The organism is Ectopseudomonas toyotomiensis (assembly GCF_017167985.1).
Classification (GTDB): domain Bacteria; phylum Pseudomonadota; class Gammaproteobacteria; order Pseudomonadales; family Pseudomonadaceae; genus Aquipseudomonas; species Aquipseudomonas toyotomiensis.
In genome coordinates this window covers 2,834,920-2,856,176 of sequence record NZ_CP070505.1, presented here as the reverse complement: position 1 = coordinate 2,856,176, position 21,257 = coordinate 2,834,920, and the positions used below count along the sequence as shown (strand labels likewise).

Here is a 21,257-nt window from a genome sequence, read left to right as displayed (position 1 = left end):
CAGAGCCGCAGGCGTTGTGCAAAGAGGGAAATTGGCGCCGCATAAACCGGCGCCGTGCTATCAGTTGCCGGCGACCAGCGCGGCGTTGGCGGGCTTGCCGTCGAGCGTGGTGACGCCCTCGAGCCAGGCCTCTACCACCTGCGGATTGGCCTTGATCCAGTCACGCGCCACCTGTGCGGCCGGCTTGCGATCCATGATCGGCTGCATCAGCTCGGCCTCCTGCTCGCTGGTAAAGCGCAGGCTGGTGAGCAGACGGTTGGCGTTGGGGCAACGTTCGGCGTAGTCCGGCGCGGTGACGGTGGACACCGTGGCGGCTCCATCGTTGGGGCCGAACACATCCTCGGTGCCGGTGAGGTAGGTGATCTGCATGGACAGGTTCATCGGATGCGGTTTCCAGCCGAAGAACACCACGGGTTTCTCGTTGCGTACGGCGCGGCCAACGGCGGCGAGCATGCCTGCCTCGCTGGACTCCACCAGTTTGAAGCCACCCAGACCGAACTGATTGGAGTCGATCATTTTCTGGATCGCCGTATTGGCGCCCGAACCGGCTTCGATGCCATAGATCTTGCCGTCCAGCTCGTCCTTGAATTTGGCGATGTCGGCCAGGGTCTTCAGGCCCTTGTCGGCGGTGTAGCTGGGCACGGCGAGCACGGCCACAGCGTCATCCAGCGACGGCTCGGCCGCGACCTTGACCGCGCCAGCGTCGAGGAAGGGTTTGATGTTGTCGTCCATGATCGGCTTCCAGTAGCCGAGGAAGGCATCGATCTGCCCTTTCTGGATACCGGCGAAGATGATCTGTTGCGACGCCTGGGTCTGCTTGGTTTCGTAGCCGAGGCCCTGCAGCAGCTCGCTGGCGACGGCGGTGGTGGCGACCACGTCGGTCCAGCCGACGGCGCCGATGCGAACGTTCTTGCAACTGGCCTCGTCGGCCAGCAGGGAGGTACTGAACAGGCTCAGGGTGCAGCACGCGGCCAGCGCGGTAAGACCTTTCATCTGGGTGCTCCTCATCGTGTCACAGCGGTTCTATTTCGTTTTTCTAGAGGCCTGCCAGCGGGCAGAACCCCCACCGTGCTCGGGAATCTTCGTTTCCCGATGAAAACACCTTACGCTTCGATTTCACGCCTCATTCACACTTGAGCGACTATTTATTGACCTATATCGACTTTCTGCTTGTATGAGAGCCATGCTGGCCCATTAATCTTTCCGGGCTATCTGCCACCCCGCAACGGCCTCGTGACCTGCATGCCCCAGACCTTCTGCTTTCTGCTACTACCCGGCTTTTCCATGATGGGCCTGATGTCGGCCATCGAACCGCTGCGCGTGGCCAACCGCTTTCGCGGCGAGCTGTATCGCTGGCGCCTGCTCAGCCAGGACGGCAATGCCGTACAGGCGAGCAATGGCATGTCGCTCAACGTCGATGGCGGCCTGGAGCTGCCCGAGGAAAGCCGAGCACTGTTCGTGGTCGCCGGCTTCGAGCCGCTGGCCCACTACAACCATCACCTGGCGCACTGGCTGCAACGACGCGAACCGGAACTGGCAATCCTCGGCGGCATCGACACCGGCAGCTTCGTGCTGGCCGAGGCCGGGCTGTTCCAGCACCAGCGTCTGACCCTGCACTGGGAAGCCATCGACGCCTTTCGCGAGCGCTACCCGGCGTTGCTGGTCACCCAGGAGCTGTTCGAGATCGACGGCCGGCGCATCACCAGCGCCGGCGGCACCAGCAGCCTCGACCTGATGCTCGGCCTGATTGGCCAGGAACACGGCGAGGCGCTGGCGGTGCAGGTGTCCGAACAGTTCGTGGTCAGCCGCATCCGCACCCGCCTGGATCACCAGCGTATGCAGGTGGCCAGCCGTTACGACCTGCACAACAAGAAGCTGGTGCGGGTGATCGGCGAAATGGAGCGCCAGTGCGAACAACCGCTGTCCAGCGAGGCGCTGGCCGAGTTGGCCGGCATCACCGTGCGCCAGTTGGAGCGGCTGTTTCGTCATCACCTGAATACCACACCTTCGGCCTTCTACCTTGACCTGCGGCTGGACAAGGCGCGCCAGCTGCTGCGCCAGAGCGACCTCAGCGTGCTGGAGGTGGGCCTGGCCTGCGGCTTCGATTCGGCCTCGTACTTCTCGCGCAGCTACCGCAGACGCTTCGCCGCCAGCCCCAGCCAGGATCGCCACGAGCGACCAGGCAGCTAGGCCAACCGTAGCCCGGATGCAATCTGGGGCCAGGCGCCACCGATTCCCCGGATTGCGTCCGGGCTACGCGGTGACGGGCGAAACGCTGGCATATCCGTTCGCGACCTCGGCTTGACGCTTTCGGCAAACCCCCAGTCGTTTTTGCACCGGGTCGCCCTGCCCCCCAGGGATAAGCTCTCCCCAAAGCGCCGACGTCCGACTCGGCGCATCCGTTTAGGGGACAAGCCTGATGAGCCCAGCCGAATTGCACGCCGACAGCATCGTCATCGACGGTCTGATCATCGCCAAGTGGAACCGCGACCTGTTCGAAGACATGCGCAAGGGCGGCCTGACGGCGGCCAACTGCACCGTGTCGGTGTGGGAAGGTTTCCAGGCCACGGTGAACAACATCGTCGCCAGCAACAACCTTATCCGCGAGAACAGCGACCTAGTCATCCCAGTACGCACCACCGCCGACATCCGCAAGGCCAAGGAGCAAGGCAAGACCGGCATCCTCTACGGCTTCCAGAACGCCCATGCGTTCGAGGACCAGATCGGCTACGTCGAGGTATTCAAGCAGCTCGGCGTGGGCATCGTACAGATGTGCTACAACACCCAGAACCTGGTCGGCACCGGTTGCTACGAGCGCGACGGTGGGCTGTCCGGCTTTGGCCGCGAGATCGTCGCCGAGATGAACCGCGTCGGCATCATGTGCGACCTGTCCCACGTCGGTTCCAAGACCAGCGAGGAAGTCATCCTCGAATCGAAGAAGCCGGTCTGCTACTCCCACTGCCTGCCCTCGGGCCTGAAGGAACATCCACGCAACAAGTCCGACGCCGAGCTGAAGTTCATCGCCGACCACGGCGGCTTCGTTGGCGTGACCATGTTCGCGCCCTTCCTGGCCAAGGGCATCGACTCGACCATCGATGACTACGCCGAGGCCATCGAGTACGTGATGAACCTGGTCGGCGAAGACGCCATCGGTATCGGCACCGACTTCACCCAGGGCCACGGCCAGGACTTCTTCGAATACCTGACCCACGACAAGGGCTACGCCCGGCGCCTGACCAACTTCGGCAAGATCGTCAACCCGCTGGGCATCCGCACCGTGGGCGAGTTCCCCAATCTGACCGAGACGCTACTCAAGCGAGGCATGTCCGAGCGCGTGGTGCGCAAGGTCATGGGCGAGAACTGGGTGCGCGTACTGAAAGACGTCTGGGGCGAGTAAGCCCCTCCCAACACAATCCTTGTAGGAGCGGCTTCAGCCGCGATCCGTCCCGAAGGGACGGCATGCTTTGAAGCTTCGCGGCTGAAGCCGCTCCTACGGTTCAAACTCTGGAGTTCCCGTATATGGCCACCCACGCCCCCGAAATGCCCATCGAAGTCGACGACGAAACCGGCGTCTGGACCACCGACGCGCTGCCGATGCTCTACGTGCCGCGCCACTTCTTCGTCAACAACCACATGGGCATCGAGGAAGTGCTCGGCGCCGAGAAATACGCCGAGATCCTCTACAAGGCTGGCTACAAGTCCGCCTGGCACTGGTGCGAAAAGGAAGCCGAGTGCCACGGCATTTCCGGCGCTGCGGTGTTCGAGCACTACATGAAGCGCCTGTCGCAGCGCGGCTGGGGCCTGTTCGAAACACAGAAGCTCGACCTGGAAACCGGCCATGCCGAGGTCAAGCTCAAACATTCGGCCTTCGTCTACGTGTACGGCAAGGTGAACCGCAAGGTCGACTACATGTTCACCGGCTGGTTCTCCGGCGCCATCGACCAGATCCTGGCTGCCAAGGGCAGCCCGATCCGCACCGTCACCGTGCAGGAATACAGTGGCGCCGAAGACGGCCATGACGACGGTCTGTTCGTCACTCGGCCACTTTGAGTCACCCATAAGAAATCCGTGGGAGCGGCCAGCGCCTCCCACAACGCTAGAGCGCTTACCGTGAGGATGCCGTAATGGCCTTCGAAGCAATGTTCCAGCCGATCCAGATCGGCAAGCTGACCATCCGCAACCGTGTGCTCAGCACCGCGCACGCCGAGGTTTACGCCACCGACGGCGGCATGACCACCGAGCGCTACGTGAAGTACTACGAAGAGAAGGCCAAGGGTGGCATCGGCCTGGCCATCTGTGGCGGCTCCTCGGTGGTGGCCATCGACAGCCCGCAGCAATGGTGGAGTTCGGTCAACCTGTCCACCGACCGCATCATCCCGCACTTCCAGAACCTGGCCGACGCCATGCACAAGCATGGCGCCAAGATCATGATCCAGATTACCCACATGGGCCGCCGCTCGCGCTGGGATGGTTTCCACTGGCCGACCCTGATGTCGCCGTCCGGCATCCGTGAACCGGTGCACCGCGCCACCTGCAAGACCATCGAGGTCGAGGAAATCTGGCGGGTGATCGGCAACTACGCCCAGGCCGCACGCCGCGCCAAGGAAGGCGGCCTGGATGGCGTCGAGCTGTCCGCCGTGCACCAGCACATGATCGACCAGTTCTGGTCGCCGCGCGTGAACAAGCGTACTGACGAATGGGGCGGCACCTTCGAGGGCCGCATGAAGTTCGGCCTGGAAGTGCTCAAGGCCGTGCGCAAGGAAGTCGGTGACGACTTCTGCGTCGGCATGCGCATCTGTGGCGACGAGTTCCACCCGGACGGCCTGTCCCATGAGGACATGAAGCAGATCGCCGCCTACTACGATGCTACCGGCATGATCGATTTTATTGGGGTCGTGGGATCAGGGTGCGACACCCACAACACCCTGGCCAATGTCATTCCGAACATGAGCTATCCGCCGGAGCCCTTCCTGCACCTGGCGGCCGGCATCAAGGAAGTGGTCAAGGTGCCAGTGCTGCACGCGCAGAACATCAAGGACCCGAACCAGGCCACGCGCATTCTCGAAGGCGGTTACGTGGACATGGTCGGCATGACCCGTGCGCACATCGCCGACCCGCACCTGATCGCCAAGATCAAGATGGGCCAGATCGACCAGATCAAACAGTGCGTCGGCGCCAACTACTGCATCGACCGCCAGTACCAGGGCCTGGACGTACTGTGCATCCAGAACGCCGCGACGTCCCGCGAATACATGGGCGTGCCGCACATCATCGAGAAGACCACCGGCGCCAAGCGCAGGGTGGTGATCGTCGGCGGCGGCCCGGCAGGCATGGAAGCGGCGCGCGTCGCCGCCGAGCGCGGTCATGACGTGACCCTGTTTGAAAAGAACGACAGTCTTGGCGGGCAGATCACCATCGCGTCGAAAGCGCCGCAACGCGACCAGATCGCCGGTATCACCCGCTGGTACCAGCTCGAGTTGGCGCGTTTGGGGATAGACCTGCGCCTGGGCACACCGGCTGACGAAGCCACCATCCTTGACCTGCGCCCGGACATCATCGTGCTGGCCAACGGTGGCCACCCGTTCCTCGAGCAGAACGAGCATTGGGGCGCGGCCGAGGGCCTGGTGGTGAGCAGCTGGGACGTGCTCTCGGGCAAGGTGGCGCCGGGCAAGAACGTACTGGTGTACGACACCATCTGCGAATTTACCGGCATGTCGGTCGCCGACTTCCTCGCCGACAAGGGCGCCCAGGTGGAGATCGTCACCGACGACATCAAGCCGGGTGTAGCCATCGGCGGCACCAGCTTCCCGACCTACTACCGCAGCCTGTACCCGAAAGAAGTGATCATGACCGGCGACCTGATGCTGGAGAAGGTCTACCGCGAGGGGGACAAGCTGGTCGCCGTGCTGGAGAACGAATACACCGGCGCCAAGGAAGAGCGCGTGGTCGACCAGGTGGTGGTGGAGAACGGCGTGCGCCCGGACGAATCGCTGTACTACGCACTCAAGCAGGGCTCACGCAACAAGGGCCAGATCGACGTCGAAGCGCTGTTCGCGATCAAGCCGCAGCCGTGCCTGAGCGAGTCGGGCGACGGCTACCTGCTGTTCCGCATTGGCGATTGCGTGGCCCAGCGCAACACCCACGCAGCGATCTACGACGCGCTGCGGTTGTGCAAGGACTTTTAGCCACGACACGAACGGCCCCTCTCCCGACTGCGGGAGAGGGCGGGGGGAGAGGGGCCATTGGGCGGATATCCATGTCGTCTGCCCCCTCTCCCTAACCCTCTCCCCCCCAGGGGAAGAGGGGATGGATTTGCGTAGCTTTCGGTCCCGCTAAGGAGACCCCAAGATGTTGAACACCATCCTCCCCCTCCTGCTCTTCGCCGCCCTGACCCTTGCGGTCATTGGCGCGGCCAGGCGCTTCTTCATGTGGCGCCGCGGTCGGCCGGCCAAGGTCGATTGGATCGGCGGCCTGCTGAAGATGCCGCGTCGCTACCTGGTGGACCTGCACCACGTTGTCGAGCGCGACAAGTACATGTCCAAGACCCACGTCGCCACCGCTGGCGGCTTCGTCCTGGCGGCCGTACTGGCGATCGTCGTGCACGGTTTCGGCCTGCACAGCCGCATCCTCGGCTTCGCCTTGCTGGGCGCCACGGTACTGATGTTCGTCGGCGCCCTGTTCGTTGCCAAGCGCCGTATCGACCCGCCCTCGCGGCTGTCGAAAGGCCCATGGATGCGCCTGCCGAAAAGCCTGTTGATGTTCGCCGCCAGCTTCTTCATCGCCACGCTGCCGGTTGCCGGAATTCTGCCGGTCGGTTTCGGCGGCTGGATTCTGGCCGCCGTACTGGCCGTCGGCGTGGCCTGGGGCGTGTCCGAGCTGTTCTTCGGCATGACCTGGGGCGGGCCGATGAAGCACGCCTTCGCCGGCGCCCTGCACCTGGCCTGGCACCGCCGCGCCGAGCGCTTCGGCGGCGGTCGCTCCACCGGCCTCAAGGCGCTGGACCTGGACAATCCGAAGGCGCCGCTGGGCGTGGAAAAAACCACCGACTTCACCTGGAACCAGCTGCTCGGCTTCGACGCCTGCGTGCAGTGCGGCAAATGCGAGGCCATGTGCCCGGCCTTCGCCGCTGGCCAGCCGCTGAACCCGAAGAAGCTGATTCAGGACATGGTCATCGGCCTGGCCGGTGGCAATGACGCCAAGTTCGCCGGCTCGCCCTACCCCGGCAAGCCGCTGGGCGAACACAGCGGCGGCCCACATCAGCCGATCGTCGATCTGAACGGCAAGGCGTTGGTGGATGCCGAGACCCTCTGGTCGTGCACCACCTGCCGCGCCTGCGTCGAGGAGTGCCCGATGATGATCGAGCACGTCGACGCCATCGTCGACATGCGCCGTCATCTCACCCTTGAGAAAGGCGCGACTCCGAACAAAGGCGCCGAGGTGCTGGACAACCTGATCGCCACTGACAACCCGGGCGGTTTCAACCCCGGCGGTCGCCTGAACTGGGCTGCCGACCTGAACCTGCCGCTGCTCGCCGACAAGGGCGAAACCGACGTGCTGTTCTGGGTCGGTGACGGCGCCTTCGATATGCGCAATCAGAGAACGCTGAGGGCCTTTGTGAAGATCCTCAAGGCTGCCGACGTCGACTTCGCCGTACTCGGTCTGGAAGAACGCGACAGCGGCGACGTGGCGCGCCGCCTGGGTGACGAAGCGACCTTCCAACACCTGGCCAAGCGCAACATCGCTACCCTGAGCAAGTACCGTTTCAAACGCATCGTCAGCTGCGACCCGCACAGCTTCCACGTGCTGAAGAACGAATACGGCGCGCTCGGTGGTGACTACCAGGTTCTGCACCACAGCACCTTTATCGACGAGCTGGTACGCAAGGGCGCGCTGAACCTCGGCCAGAGCAAAGCCGCCAGCGTCACCTATCACGACCCCTGCTACCTCGGCCGCTACAACGGCGAGTACGAGGCGCCACGCGCCGTACTCAAGGCTATCGGCATCGAGGTCAAGGAGATGGGACGCTCGGGCTTCCGTTCACGCTGCTGCGGCGGCGGTGGCGGCGCGCCGATCACCGACATCCCCGGCAAGCAACGTATCCCCGACATGCGCATGGTCGACATCAAGGAAACCGGCGCCGAGCTGGTGGCCGTCGGCTGCCCACAGTGCACGGCGATGCTCGAAGGTGTGGTCGCGCCGCGCCCGGAAATCAAGGACATCGCCGAGCTGGTGGCAGAAGTGTTGATCGAAGCCACCGAAGTGGCGGCCAAGCGCCCGAACGCCAAACGCGAACTGGCGGAGGTGCAGTGATGAAACAACAATCCCAGCGCATCCAGGAGGCCCAGGCATGAGCGACATCATCCGCCGCGACCCTCGCGCCGAGTGGATCGCCCGTAACCGCCTGCACCCGCTGCATGCAGCCATGCAGAGCCAGAATCAGACCAGCTGGATGGGCCCCAATGGCATCATCCGCAAGAACCCGCACGCCATCGCTGCCGGCTTTGTCGGCCCGGCCGGGCTCAAGCGTATCGACCGCAGCGGCGCCCAGCAGGGCACTGCCGGCAAACGCAGCAGCGCCAGCGTCGAGGTGCAGCTTCCACTACACGTCATCGAACAACCGGCGCTCCACATCTGCGTGGTGCCGGACATGGTCGGCGGCCGTCTGTCCAGCCATGACAAGGATCTGCTCGGCCTGGCCCGCAAGCTGGCCGGCGAGAGTGGCGCCGTGGTCGCTGTGGTGTTCGGCGAGGACAAGGAGAACGCCTTCGAAACGGCCGGCGTCGACCGCCTGCTGCGTATCGCAGGCGATGCCTTCGACGGCTACGCCCCGGAAGCCCGCGTACTAGCGCTGAGCGCCGTGGAAAGCCAACTGGCACCGCGCCACTGGCTGCTGCCTGACAGCCGTACCGGTGGCGGCGAGCTGGGTCGGCGCCTGGCCGCCAAGCTCGGTGAGCGCCCTGCAACGCGCGTCTGGCAGGTCGCCGGCGAGCAGGCCATCGGCCGCGCCGGCAGTGGCCAGCAAGATATCCAGCGCGCCCTGCCCCGCTTGATCATGGCCGCCGCCGAATGTGCCGAGCCGGTCAGCGAAACCCGTCACGAAGTACGGCCACTGGAGCTGTGCGCGAAGATCGCTCACAGCCTGCCGCGTATCGAAGATCTCGGCCCGGTGGCCGTGGATCCAGCGCAGATTCCCATGGCCGAAGCCGAGTTCATTCTCTCCGGCGGCAATGGCGTGAAGGATTGGACGCTGTTCCACCAGGCTGCCATCGCCCTCGGCGCCACCGAAGGCGCCTCGCGCGTGGCGGTGGACGACGGCTTCATGCCGCGCAACCGTCAGGTTGGCGCCACCGGTACCTGGGTCACCGCCCGCGTCTACTTGGCCGTCGGTATTTCCGGCGCCATCCAGCACCTGCAGGGCATCGGTGCCTGCGACAAGGTGGTGGCGGTGAACATGGACCCCGGCTGCGACATGATCAAACGTGCCGACCTCTCGGTGATCGGCGACTCGGCGGCGATCCTTGCGGCGCTGATGGAGCGCGTCGCCGCCTGGCGCCAGGAAGGAAAACGTGATGCGGCGTAGCCCGGATGAAATCCGGGTTCACCACCAGCTTTCCCGGATTGCATCCGGGCTACGGGGACACCATGACTGATCTCAATATCGTCGCCCTGGTCTCGGTCGGCGCCCACCCGACCTCGGGTCGCCCGCGGCGCGCCGAGCAGGACGCCCGTGCGGTCGAGCTGGGCCTGCGTCTGGCCGGACAGAACCTGCAACTGCTGCATGCCGGCGACCCTCAGGCCGAAGCCCTGCGCGGCTACCTGGGTATGGGCCTGGAACAGCTCGATGTGCTGGAACAGCCCGAAGGTGCCGACGCCCTGCCGCTGCTGGTCGACTATCTGCAAGGCAGCCGCACCCAACTGGTACTCACCGGCAGCCAGGCGGAAACCGGCGAAGGCTCCGGCATGCTGCCGTTCCTGCTGGCCGAGCGCCTGGGCTGGCCGATGGTGGTCGGCCTGGCGGAAGTGGAGAAGGTCGAAAACGGCGTAGCCCAGGTGCTACAGGCGCTGCCGCGCGGACAGCGGCGCCGGCTCAAGGTACGCCTGCCCTGCGTGGCCAGCGTCGACAACGCCGCTCCGGTCGCCCGCCAGAGTGCCTTTGGCCCGGCACGGCGCGGGCAGATCGAAGCCCACGAGGTGACGGTAGTGGACGACCCGCTGCTGGCCGAAGCCAGCCTGCAGCCGGCCAAGTCACGGCCCAAACGGCTCAAGGTGATCAAGGCTAAAACGGGCGCGGAACGGATGAAGGCGGCCACGGCCAAAGCCAGTGGTGGTGGCGGCCAGGTGCTCAAGGATGTCTCGCCACAGGAGGGCGCAGAGGCTATCTTCAAGCTATTGATCGAAGAAGGGGTTCTGCGCTGACCGAGGGTTGAAGACCAACTGCGCAGCGCCTGCCTCGTCACAAGGAGCCACGACCATGATGCATGCCGATCTGATCGACCAGGAAGACTTCCGTGAGCGCCTGATCGCGCTGGGCCTGAGCATTCCACCAGGTGTGACGCCCGAGCAGGCCTGCGAGCTGGCCGTCAGCGGCCTCAGCGCAGAACGTGCCGTGGCCCTGCGCCACCTGGTGGAAGAACTGCTTGGCGGCAGCGCCACCCTGCTGCCCAACGTGCGCGAAGCCATCAGCCGCCATCTGCTGCCGGCGCTGGTGCCGAAACCTGCTTGATCAACGCTGCGCCAGCGCAGCGACTTTACTCCAGCAGCAGATCGGGCTGCGTCTCATGGAATAGAGGTAGAGCCACTGGTGGCTAAAGCCCACCCTACAAGACTAAAGCGACCAACGCAGGTCATCACTCATAACGAAACGGGGCGCCACTGGCGCCCCGTTTTCATTGCCGCTCGATTCAGATGCGTACGCTGGCGAAGGTCGACTCACCCTGGGCACGGTTGAGCGCCAGCACCGCGCTGGAACTGACCTGATGCTCGGGGATCGGCAGCAGCATGACCAGGTTGTTGCCCTGCTGACCGGCACGCTCGTCGCGCGGCGGAATGCCGAAGTACTCGCGGTAGCACTTGGAGAAGTGCGGGGTGGACACGAAGCCGCAGACCGAAGCCACCTCGATGATCGACATGCTGGTCTGCTTGAGCAGCTGACGTGCGCGGATCAGGCGCAGCTTGAGGTAGTAGCGCGACGGCGAGCAGTGCAGGTACTTCTGGAACAGGCGCTCGAGCTGGCGGCGGGAAATGTCGACGAAGCAGGCCAGCTCGTCGAGGTCGATCGGCTCCTCGAGGTTGGCCTCCATCAGCGCGACGATTTCCTGCAGCTTGGGCTGGTTGCTGCCGAGCATGTGCTTGAGCGGCACGCGCTGGTGATCCTGCTCGTTGCGGATGCGCTCGTAGATGAACATCTCGGAGATGCCGGCGGCCAGTTCGCGACCGTGCTGCTGGCCGATCAGGTGCAGCATCATGTCCATCGGCGCGGTGCCGCCAGAGGAGGTGTGGCGATTGCGGTCGATGGAAAACAGGCGAGTGGTGATGGCCGCACGCGGGAAGGCTTCCTGCATCGAAGCCAGGCACTCCCAATGCACGCTGCAATCGTAGCCGTCGAGCAGACCGGCCTTGGCCAGCGCCCAACTGCCGGTGCACACCGCACCGAGCAAGCGACCCTGGCGCGCCTGCAACTGCAACCAACTGACATGCTCACGCTTGACGCTGTGCTGAATATCCACGCCACCACAGACGATCACCGCATCCAACGCCGGAGCACTTTGCATGGCGGCGTCCGGGGTGATCTGCAAGCCATCACTGGCGCAGACCGGCAGGCCATCATGAGTCAGGGTATGCCAGCGAAACAGCTCCTTGCCGGAAAGCTGGTTGGCCATGCGCAGGGGCTCTACCGCCGAAGCGAGGGAAATCAGGGTGAAGTTGTCCAGGAGCAGGAAGCCGATGGACTGGGCGACACGGTTCTGGGGTTGCACCCCTTGGCTGAACTGCGACATTGATGGAACCCTCTCACGCTAAGCACGGTGTGAGCCCAATTAGAAGTGGGCCTCTGTTTTGTCCTGGCCGGGTTTGAAAACCGGGCGGCTATACATCTCTACGCAAAGGTCATGCCTAAATTGATCAAGCGTTCAATAAAAACTGAACCCTCAATACATGGCGCGCCAGACGGGCTCCTTGCCCCTGCTTTCAGGGTTTGCGAAACGCTCTCAAGGCCTCTTTGCGCAAGGCTTTGAGCATTTCGGTAGCACAGACTGAGCGGCCTGCTACGGCGTCTCTGGCTGTCAGTAACGGACGAGCGGTAACAACATCGACCGCTCGGTCACACCTGAGGAAATCGATGCCCGCAAGCATCGCACCAAAAGCTCGCGAAGCGGCGGCTTTGCCAGAATCGCTGCACCAGCAAAGGTCACCGCTCGCTGGCGTGCCAGCCGCCAGGAACGCATGGAGAAGAACATCCTGACGAATCCGCAACAGGTTCGCGATGATCCAACTTTCACCAGCGCGCCCAGCTCTCCAACCGACTCATGCATATCCAATCGCGCCGCGGTTAACCGTCCGTGTCGGAGTCTTTTCTCGACATGCCGGTGTCGTTTCTCGCCCAGGGCGCGGCCCACCTCTTGCTGTGAAATAGCCAATCGCCCGCTCCAGGAATCTCCCAGCGGCTCCAGCCGCCCGAACAGAGGCACACCCCATGAACAGATTTGCTCGCTGGCTGCTGGTGATCGCCCTCACCTCCTCCACCGCCCTGCACGCCAAAGAAGCCGAGCGCTGCGAGCTGGTGCGCCTGAGCGATGTCGGCTGGACCGACATCACCATGACCACCGCCGTTGCCCGCCTGATATTGGGCGAGCTCGGCTATCGCACGCAGATACGCCGCCTGTCGTTGCCCGATACTTACCGCGGATTGTCCGAAGGCCAGCTGGACGTGTTCCTGGGCAACTGGATGCCGGCCCAGAGTGAACTGGTGCAGCCTCACCTGGACAGCGGCAGGATCGAGAAGCTGCACACCAACCTGCCGACGGTGCGTTACACCCTGGCGGTGCTGACGCCAGGCTACGAGGGCGGACTGAAGGATTTCGCCGACATCCATCGCTTCAAGAACGAACTCGGTGGGCAGATCTTCGGCATCGAACCGGGCAACGAAGGCAACGAGATGGTCAAGGGCATGATTCGCGACAACACCTTCGGTCTGGCAGGTTTCAGCCTAGTCGAGTCGAGCGAAAGCGGCATGCTCAACCATGTCGAGCGAGCTCAACGCCTGGGCAAATGGGCGGTATTTCTCGGTTGGGAACCGCACCCGATGAACGAGCGTCTGAAGATGAACTATCTGGCCGGTGGTGATGATTATTTCGGCCCCAATTACGGAGCAGCGCAGGTCAACACGGTGGCGCGCGGCGGGTTGAGCGAGCAGTGTCCCAACCTGGCGCGGCTTTTCCGCAATATGACCTTCACCATCGCCGCAGAAAACCAGTTGATGAGCGCCGTACTGGAAGGCAATACCAACCGCCGCCGGGTGGCCAAGCAGTGGATCGAAGACAACCCGCAGATGATTGCGGCCTGGCTGGAAGGTGTGAGCCGCTATCAAGGTGGCCCTGTCAGCAAGGTATTCGACGTATCACTGGCAGGAAATGACTGATAAATTCGACGAAATGGCCGAGAAAAACCAATAAAAATGGCAGAAAACAAAGCGCACCTGGTAGTTCGAAAGGGTTTTCCATCGTCTTGTCGAGAATCACGCCCAGGCTCGCGACATGAACCGGCCGTGACCAGGCGGTCACATTGCGCCGCCTTTCGATTTTTCAGCGATTTTCGGCACTACACCATCTTTCGCTGTAAATTTTTTTCAACATCGCCGCAGCCCCCGCGCTACGCCGCCTGCGCCTCGCTTGAAGGGCTGAAAACCAGCACCGGCGCGGCTTTCAGCCTTGGCCAAGGAACGAAAAAGTCTGTTAAGGTTTTTAAAGTACGCTCTCGAAAGCGCTTCTCGATGCTCACATCGAGCGCTATTCGAAACGGCATCACGCAGTGCTTTCAGGAGCCCGGAAAACGGCGAGAACATGGAAAAACACGGGGTGTGACGGGCCATGTCGTCGCCCAACACGTCAGGGTCGCAAACCGATAATTGCGCAGACCCCAAGACTATATCGTTGAGTCAGCCGATGACGTCGCTGCCGCTTCCCGAGGGGAACGGCAGACTGGGGCTCACCGCCCCGGACCGAAGAACATACAAGCGCTGGCCCACCATCGATAGGGCGCCAGCCCAACAAGAAATTTCGGATGTACGCATGCGCCAGGACAACGCATGAACCCCCAAGGGAATGGGCTTCGAAACACTGCCAGAGGGTTTGGAAAGCGGTTTGCAGCACGGCAAGACAGTGGTCACTCATCAACAGGTTGCAACGACGCAGCGGGCAATTCCTGCCACCAGCCGCGTGCGCTGCAGCGTGCCCGAGCGCCACACTCGACGCCCGCCGCGAAACGTTCGCCAACCTCGAAATTCAGCAAACACCCACACAGGTATCAGAGGCCTGACACAGCTGATCTACGCTTCGACGATGCGTGCCCAGCCGTGCCAGCGTGAACTGGATGCCGATTGAAGGGGAAACGTCCCATGCAGTCTGGAAAGATCGTGGTCGAACACCTGTACAAGGTTTTCGGCCCCAACCCACAAGAAGCCATCGACCTGCTCAAGGAAGGCTGGAGCAAGGAGAGGATTCTGGCCGAGAAAGGCGCCGTGATCGGCGTCAGCGATGTGTCGTTCAGTGTCGAAGAGGGCGAGATCTTCGTCCTCATGGGCCTGTCCGGCTCTGGCAAATCCACCCTCATCCGTCTGATCAACCGCCTGGTCGAACCCAGCGCCGGTGACGTCTACATCGATGGCCAGAACGTGGCCAAGCTGCCGCAATCGCAACTGATCGATCTGCGCCGACGCGACATGAGCATGGTCTTCCAGTCCTTCGCCCTGATGCCGTCGCGCAGCGTGCTGGATAACGCGGCCTTCGGCCTGGAAGTGGCCGGCACCGGCCGCAAGGAGCGCGAGAAGCGCGCCATGGAAGTGCTCAAGCAGGTTGGCCTGGACACCTTCGCTCACAAGTACCCGCACGAACTCTCCGGCGGCATGCAGCAACGCGTCGGATTGGCCCGCGCGCTGACGGTCAACCCGTCGATGATCATCATGGACGAGGCGTTCTCCGCCCTCGACCCGCTCAAGCGCCGCGAGATGCAGGATGTGCTGCTGGAGCTGCAGAAGACCCATCGCCGCACCATCATCTTCGTCTCCCACGACATCGAAGAAGCCATGCGCATCGGTACCCGCATCGGCATCATGGAAGGCGGCAAGCTGATCCAGGTCGGCACCCCGCAGGAGCTGATCGAAAAGCCGGCCAACGAGTACGTGCGCAACTTCTTCGACACCGTCGACACCAGCCGCTACCTCACCGCCGGCCAGCTCAAGGCCGACAGCGTGCCGACCTACGTCTACAACGGCAAGGCGCCGGATGCGGCAATGATCTGCAAGGAGCTGCAGGCGCTGGACAAGCACTACGCCTTCATCGTCGACGAGCAGAACAACTTCCAGGGTTCCATCAGCCTGGAGAAGATCGCCCTGATGGTCGACGGCGACGAGCCCCGACCACTCGAAGCGGATGCGCTCAAGCAGGTGGTGCCGGTACCCGAAGACATGCCGCTGGAACACGTCATCACCCGCCTGGTGGACAACGAAGGTCCGATCCCGGTGGTGGACGCCGAAGGCCACTACTGCGGCGCCATCAGCAAGGGCCGTCTGCTGACCCGACTGCAGGGGGAATCCCATGAGTGACAAGAAACTCGACCTGGGTAGCTGGGTCAACGACGTCGTCCAGCACCTGCTGGACAACTACAGCGGTGCCTTCGACAGCATCGGCAAGCTGGTCAGCGGTTTCTCCGAAGGCATCGAAGCCTTGCTCATGCTGCCGCCGGCCTGGCTGCTGATCGCCATCTTCGTCGCCCTCGGCCTGTGGCGCATCGGCGCACGCTTCGCGGTGTTCACCGCCGTGGCGTTCATCCTGATCGTCATGACCGGGTTCTGGGAACAGACCGTGGTCACCCTCGGCCTGACCTTCTCCTCGACGTTGATCAGCCTGCTGCTGGGCATCCCGCTGGGCATCTGGGCCGCCAAGAGCGAGCGCGTGGCGACCATCATCCGGCCGATCCTCGACTTCATGCAGACCATGCCGGCGTTCGTCTACCTGATTCCGGCGGCCATGCTCTTCGGCCTCGGCCGCGTGCCCGGGATCATCGCCACGGTGATCTTCGCCATGCCGCCGGCGGTGCGCCTGACCAGCCTGGGCATTCGCCAGGTGAACAAGGAAATCGTCGAGGCCGGCCAGTCCTTCGGCTGCACCAGCCGCCAGCTGCTGTTCAAGGTACAACTGCCCAACGCCATGCCGTCGATCATGGCCGGGGTCAACCAGACCATCATGATGGCCCTGTCGATGGTGATCATCGCCTCGATGGTCGGCGCCGGTGGCCTGGGTAACGATGTACTGGCGAGTATCCAGCGCCTGGACATCGGGCTAGGCTTCGAAAGCGGCATGGCCGTGGTGCTGCTGGCGATCATTCTCGACCGCATCACTGAAAGCTTCGGCACCAAGCAGACCGCCCGCGGCGGCATCTTTGCCTGGTTCAGCGGCAAGCTGCAGCGCCAGTAAACATTTTTTCACTTCACAGGGAACCGCAGATGAAAATGATCAAGACCACTGCCGCCATCGGCCTGCTGTCCTGCGCACTGATGCAGGGCGCCATGGCCGCGGAGCCGGCGAGCTGCAAGCAGGTGCGTTTCGCCGAGATTGGCTGGGCCGACATCGCCGCCACCACGGGTGTGGCCATGACCCTGGTCGAAGGTCTGGGCTATCAGCCGCGCAAGATCATGGCCTCGGTACCCATTGCCTTCACCGGCGTGAAGAGCGGCCAGGTCGATGTGTTCCTCGGCTATTGGGCGCCATCGATGGACTCGGTGATCGAGCCATTCCTCAAGGACGATGGCGTCAAGGTACTGCCCAAGGCCAACCTCGAGGGTGCCAAGTACACCCTGGCCGTACCGACCTACGCGGCCGAAGCCGGCCTGAAGAGCTTCCAGGACATCGCCAAGTTCAAGGATCAGCTGGGCGGCAAGATCTACGGCATCGAGCCGGGTAACGACGGCAACCTGCTGATCGACGGCATGATCAAGAACAACCAGTTCGACCTCGGCGGCTTCCGCATGGTCGAGTCCAGCGAAGCCGGCATGCTGGTGCAGGTATCGCGGGCGATCAAGAAGAAAGAGCCGGTGGTCTTCCTCGGCTGGGCGCCGCACCCGATGAATACTCAGCACGACATCACCTACCTGTCCGGTGGTGACGACGTGTTCGGCCCCGACTACGGCGCGGCCAAGGTCTACACCGTGGTACCGCCGGATTACGAGGCGCGCTGCGAGAACGTCGGCAAGCTGCTGAACAACCTGCAGTTCACCGTCGATATCGAAAGCCAGCTGATGGAAAAGGTCCTGGAGAAGGAAAACCCGCAGAACGTCGCCAAGGAGTGGATCAAGGCCAACCCGGCGATCCTCGACCAGTGGCTGAGCGGCGTGACCACCTTTGACGGTCAGGACGGCGTTGCCGCCGTGAAGAAACACGTCGGGCTGTAACAGGCCGCGACCCTATTCGGGCTCGAACCTCAGGGTTCGAGCCCGGAAACCTCCTCGTAAGCCACTAGCGGCTGCTTTCTGGCCGTCACGGGGAGGCTTTGCCCGCGAACCGGCAATCTGCTGCGCAACACGGATTCGCAAGGCCCGCAATGAGAACGAGCCAGTCAACGATCTTGCAACTGCCACTCACTGATGGAGCACAACAAACATGCGCGTAATCAAGCATCTCTGCCTCGGCGCTGCCGCCCTGGCCATCGGCATGGGCAGCGCCCTGGCCGCCGACAAACCCACCCTGAAAATCGGCTATGTCAACGGCTGGGACGACAGCGTTGCCGTCACCCACGTCGCCGGTGAAATCCTGCAAAGCAAACTCGGCTACACCGTCGAACTGAAGCCGGTCGAACCCGCCATCATGTGGCAGGGCGTGGCCCGTGGCGACCTGGATGCCACCCTCTCCGCCTGGCTGCCGGCCACTCATGGCGAGTACTTCGAAAAGCTCAAGGACAAGGTGGAAATCCTCGGCACCAACTACTCCGGCGCCAAGATCGGCCTGATCGTGCCGGACTACGTCGAAGCCAAGACCATCGAGGATCTGGAAAAATACGCCAAGGACTTCGATGGCAAGATCACCGGCATCGACGCCGGTGCCGGTGTGATGCGCCGCACCGAAGACGCCATCAAGGAGTACAACCTGGCCAGCATCAAGCTGATGCCGAGCTCGGGCCCGGCCATGGCCACCGCCCTGACCCGCGCCGAGAAAGCGCAGAAGCCGATCGTGGTCACCGGCTGGATTCCGCACTGGATGTTCGCCAAGTGGAAACTGCGCTTCCTCGAAGATCCGAAGAAAGTCTTCGGCGACGACGAGCGTGTCGACACCGTGGCCAATCCTGAGCTGAAGGGCAAGGCCGCCGACGCTGCCGCCTTCCTCAGCAAGATTTCCTGGAGCGGTGAAGAAGTCGGCGCGGTGATGCTGGCCATCCGCGAAGGCGCCAAGCCTGACCAGGCCGCCAAGGACTGGATCGCCGCCAACCCAGAGCGCGTGGAAAGCTGGCTTAAATAAGCCGCACTCGCTGCACGCCATCGAAGCGGGCCTCTGGCCCGCTTCGTCGTTTTGCGAGGCCGCATGCGCGCCATAGGTACCGAGGACAAGGCGGTGCGCAGGGCGCCCCCACGGAATCGGTGCCCCGCCCCCTCCCCCCGCTCTCCCACCTCGTTTGATTGATCGAACGATCAAAATCCGCCTAGACTCCGGCCCAACTTCCCCCGCTGGAGACACCCATGCCCAAGGTCGGCATGCAGCCCATTCGTCGTTCACAGCTGATTGCAGCCACCCTGGAAGCCGTCGACCAGGTCGGTATGGCCGATGCCAGCATCGCCTATATCGCCCGCCTGGCTGGGGTCTCCAATGGCATCATCAGCCACTACTTCAACGACAAGAACGGCCTGCTCGAAGCCACCATGCGTCACCTGATGCAGGCGCTCAGCGATGCGGTGGGGGCACGCCGTCGCGCACTGCGCGAGGACAGCCCGCGTGCTCATCTGAAGGCGATGATCGACGGCAACTTCGACGATAGCCAGGTCAGCGGCCCGGCGATGAAGACCTGGCTGGCGTTCTGGGCCAGCAGCATGCACCAGCCGGCCCTGCGCCGCCTGCAGCGGGTCAACGACCACCGCCTCTACTCCAACCTGTGCGGCCAGTTCCATCGCGCGCTGCCGCAAGACCAGGCACGCTTCGCCGCCCGCGGTCTGGCCTCGCTGATCGACGGCCTGTGGCTGCGCGGCGCACTGTCCGGCGAAGCCTTCGACACCGAACAGGCACGCCGCATCGCCTATGACTACCTCGACCTGCAGTTGGCCAAGGCTTCGTAGGGTGCGCTGTCGCACCGCGTACATCCTCTTTCTCTGATCATTTAGATCGCTCGGTGCGCGCAGCGCACCCTACGACCGTGCATCTTGCGGGCATGTCGCGTTTGGCTGCGCCTTGTCGTTTTTATTGATTGATCGTTCAATTTAAATAAAATAGGCTGTTCTCCAAGCAGATTGCCAAGTGCAGAGGACAGCCCATGCCCCGTTTCGCCGAACAGCAGCTCTACATCGGTGGCCAGTACGTCGCCGCCAGCAGTGGAGAAACCTTCGACAGCATCAACCCGGCCACCGGCGAGGTGCTGGCCAAGGTGCAACGCGCCAGCCAGGCCGACGTCGACCGGGCTGTGGCCAGCGCAGCCGAAGGGCAGAAGGTGTGGGCGGCGATGACCGCCATGCAGCGCTCGCGCATCCTGCGCAAGGCCGTGGACATCCTCCGTGAGCGCAACGATGAGCTGGCCGAGCTGGAAACCCTCGACACTGGCAAACCCCTGAGCGAAACCCGCTACGTCGACATCGTCACCGGCGCCGATGTGCTGGAGTACTACGCCGGCCTGATCCCGGCCATCGAGGGCGAGCAGATTCCGCTGCGCGAGACCTCCTTCGTCTACACACGTCGCGAGCCGCTGGGCGTGGTCGCCGGCATCGGCGCCTGGAACTACCCGATCCAGATCGCCCTGTGGAAATCCGCCCCGGCCCTTGCCGCCGGCAACGCGATGATCTTCAAGCCCAGCGAAGTCACCTCACTGACCGCGCTGAAACTCGCCGAGATCTACAGCGAGGCCGGCCTGCCGGCTGGCGTATTCAACGTGCTCACCGGCAGCGGCCGCGAAGTCGGTCAGTGGCTGACCGAGCACCCGGGCATCGAGAAGATTTCCTTCACCGGCGGCACCGTCACCGGCAAGAAGGTCATGGCCAGCGCCTCCAGTTCCAGCCTCAAGGAAGTGACCATGGAACTGGGCGGCAAGTCACCGCTGATAATCTTCGAAGACGCCGACCTGGACCGCGCCGCCGACATCGCGGTGATGGCCAACTTCTACAGCTCCGGCCAGGTGTGCACCAACGGCACCCGCGTGTTCGTGCCGCGCATGTTGCAGGCACGCTTCGAGGCCAAGGTGCTGGAGCGGGTCAAACGCATCCGCCTCGGCGATCCGCTGGATGACGCCACCAATTTCGGCCCGCTGGTCAGCTACGCGCACATGGAAAGCGTGCTCGGCTACATCGAGAAGGGCCGCAGCGAGGGCGCGCGCCTGCTGATCGGCGGAGCGCGCGTGACCGACGGCGACTACGCCAAGGGCGCCTACGTCGCCCCCACCGTGTTCACCGACTGCCGGGACGACATGACCATCGTGCGCGAGGAAATCTTCGGCCCGGTGATGAGCATCCTCATCTACGACAGCGAAGAGGAAGTGATCCGCCGCGCCAACGACACCGACTACGGCCTGGCCGCCGGCGTGGTGACCCGCGATCTGAACCGCGCGCACCGGGTGATCCACAAGCTGGAAGCCGGAATTTGCTGGATCAACACCTGGGGCGAATCGCCGGCCGAGATGCCGGTGGGCGGCTACAAGCAGTCCGGTGTCGGTCGCGAGAACGGCCTGGTCACCCTCGGCCACTACACCCGCATCAAGTCGGTGCAGCTGGAAATGGGCGATTACACCTCGGTGTTCTGAACCCACCACAGCATAGGAGCGGCCGGGCGGCGCACCGTTTCAGCCACGAAAGACATCGC

17 protein-coding genes are annotated in these 21,257 nt (G+C 63.4%); 15 read left to right on the top strand and 2 right to left on the bottom strand.

Annotated elements, in window-relative coordinates; all coding sequences use genetic code 11:
- Nucleotides 1-60 precede the first annotated feature (60 nt).
- Nucleotides 61-993, bottom strand: a complete 933-nt coding sequence (choX, locus tag JWV26_RS13140; RefSeq protein WP_206417038.1) for a choline ABC transporter substrate-binding protein — start codon at nucleotides 991-993, stop codon at nucleotides 61-63.
- Between the two features lie 249 nt (nucleotides 994-1,242).
- Here choX and JWV26_RS13135 point away from each other — a divergent pair, with 249 nt between their 5' ends.
- From JWV26_RS13135 to JWV26_RS13100, 8 genes are all read left to right on the top strand, one after another.
- Nucleotides 1,243-2,190, top strand: coding sequence for a GlxA family transcriptional regulator (locus JWV26_RS13135; protein ID WP_206417037.1), 948 nt, complete (start codon nucleotides 1,243-1,245; stop codon nucleotides 2,188-2,190).
- Between the two features lie 229 nt (nucleotides 2,191-2,419).
- Nucleotides 2,420-3,397, top strand: coding sequence for a dipeptidase (locus JWV26_RS13130; protein WP_072423397.1), 978 nt, complete (start codon nucleotides 2,420-2,422; stop codon nucleotides 3,395-3,397).
- 122 nt (nucleotides 3,398-3,519) lie between these two features.
- Entirely contained in the window at nucleotides 3,520-4,050 is a 531-nt protein-coding gene (locus JWV26_RS13125) for a DUF5943 domain-containing protein (protein WP_084342426.1), read from the top strand.
- Nucleotides 4,051-4,124: 74 nt separating this feature from the next.
- Entirely contained in the window at nucleotides 4,125-6,185 is a 2,061-nt protein-coding gene (gene dgcA, locus JWV26_RS13120) for a dimethylglycine demethylation protein DgcA (RefSeq protein ID WP_074913647.1), read from the top strand.
- A 163-nt stretch (nucleotides 6,186-6,348) separates the two neighbouring features.
- Nucleotides 6,349-8,310 (top strand): dimethylglycine demethylation protein DgcB, encoded by a 1,962-nt coding sequence (gene dgcB, locus JWV26_RS13115; protein WP_206417036.1) that lies wholly within the window; start codon nucleotides 6,349-6,351, stop codon nucleotides 8,308-8,310.
- A 37-nt stretch (nucleotides 8,311-8,347) separates the two neighbouring features.
- On the top strand, nucleotides 8,348-9,580 hold the full coding sequence (gene etfA, locus JWV26_RS13110; protein WP_093048251.1) for an electron transfer flavoprotein subunit alpha: 1,233 nt from the start codon (nucleotides 8,348-8,350) through the stop codon (nucleotides 9,578-9,580).
- Nucleotides 9,581-9,642: 62 nt separating this feature from the next.
- Complete coding sequence (gene etfB / locus JWV26_RS13105; RefSeq protein WP_074913920.1) at nucleotides 9,643-10,416, top strand: electron transfer flavoprotein subunit beta; 774 nt, start codon at nucleotides 9,643-9,645, stop codon at nucleotides 10,414-10,416.
- A 55-nt stretch (nucleotides 10,417-10,471) separates the two neighbouring features.
- Nucleotides 10,472-10,723, top strand: a complete 252-nt coding sequence (locus JWV26_RS13100) for a hypothetical protein (RefSeq protein WP_003458918.1) — start codon at nucleotides 10,472-10,474, stop codon at nucleotides 10,721-10,723.
- Between the two features lie 178 nt (nucleotides 10,724-10,901).
- On the opposite strand, the gene gbdR is transcribed toward JWV26_RS13100, so the two are convergent.
- Complete coding sequence (gene gbdR, locus JWV26_RS13095; protein ID WP_206417035.1) at nucleotides 10,902-11,996, bottom strand: choline metabolism transcriptional regulator GbdR; 1,095 nt, start codon at nucleotides 11,994-11,996, stop codon at nucleotides 10,902-10,904.
- A gap of 695 nt (nucleotides 11,997-12,691) precedes the next feature.
- On the opposite strand from gbdR, the gene JWV26_RS13090 reads away from it, so the two are divergent.
- The 7 genes from JWV26_RS13090 (at nucleotide 12,692) to betB (ending at nucleotide 21,198) form a co-directional block, all read left to right on the top strand.
- Nucleotides 12,692-13,636 (top strand): ABC transporter substrate-binding protein, encoded by a 945-nt coding sequence (locus JWV26_RS13090; RefSeq protein WP_079784824.1) that lies wholly within the window; start codon nucleotides 12,692-12,694, stop codon nucleotides 13,634-13,636.
- A gap of 975 nt (nucleotides 13,637-14,611) precedes the next feature.
- Nucleotides 14,612-15,817: a quaternary amine ABC transporter ATP-binding protein gene (locus JWV26_RS13085; protein WP_072423405.1), complete on the top strand. Its 1,206-nt coding sequence runs from the start codon at nucleotides 14,612-14,614 to the stop codon at nucleotides 15,815-15,817.
- Nucleotides 15,810-16,688 carry an ABC transporter permease gene (locus JWV26_RS13080; RefSeq protein WP_003458908.1) on the top strand — a complete coding sequence of 293 codons (879 nt, stop codon included), beginning with the start codon at nucleotides 15,810-15,812 and terminating at the stop codon, nucleotides 16,686-16,688. The genes JWV26_RS13085 and JWV26_RS13080 overlap by 8 nt, the downstream gene beginning before the upstream one ends.
- Before the next feature lie 29 nt (nucleotides 16,689-16,717).
- Complete coding sequence (locus tag JWV26_RS13075; RefSeq protein WP_072423406.1) at nucleotides 16,718-17,662, top strand: choline ABC transporter substrate-binding protein; 945 nt, start codon at nucleotides 16,718-16,720, stop codon at nucleotides 17,660-17,662.
- A gap of 208 nt (nucleotides 17,663-17,870) precedes the next feature.
- Nucleotides 17,871-18,722: a glycine betaine ABC transporter substrate-binding protein gene (locus JWV26_RS13070; protein WP_072423407.1), complete on the top strand. Its 852-nt coding sequence runs from the start codon at nucleotides 17,871-17,873 to the stop codon at nucleotides 18,720-18,722.
- Nucleotides 18,723-18,940: 218 nt separating this feature from the next.
- Nucleotides 18,941-19,531 carry a transcriptional regulator BetI gene (gene betI / locus JWV26_RS13065; protein WP_072423408.1) on the top strand — a complete coding sequence of 197 codons (591 nt, stop codon included), beginning with the start codon at nucleotides 18,941-18,943 and terminating at the stop codon, nucleotides 19,529-19,531.
- 194 nt (nucleotides 19,532-19,725) lie between these two features.
- Entirely contained in the window at nucleotides 19,726-21,198 is a 1,473-nt protein-coding gene (gene betB, locus JWV26_RS13060; protein WP_206417034.1) for a betaine-aldehyde dehydrogenase, read from the top strand.
- Nucleotides 21,199-21,257: the final 59 nt, after the last annotated feature.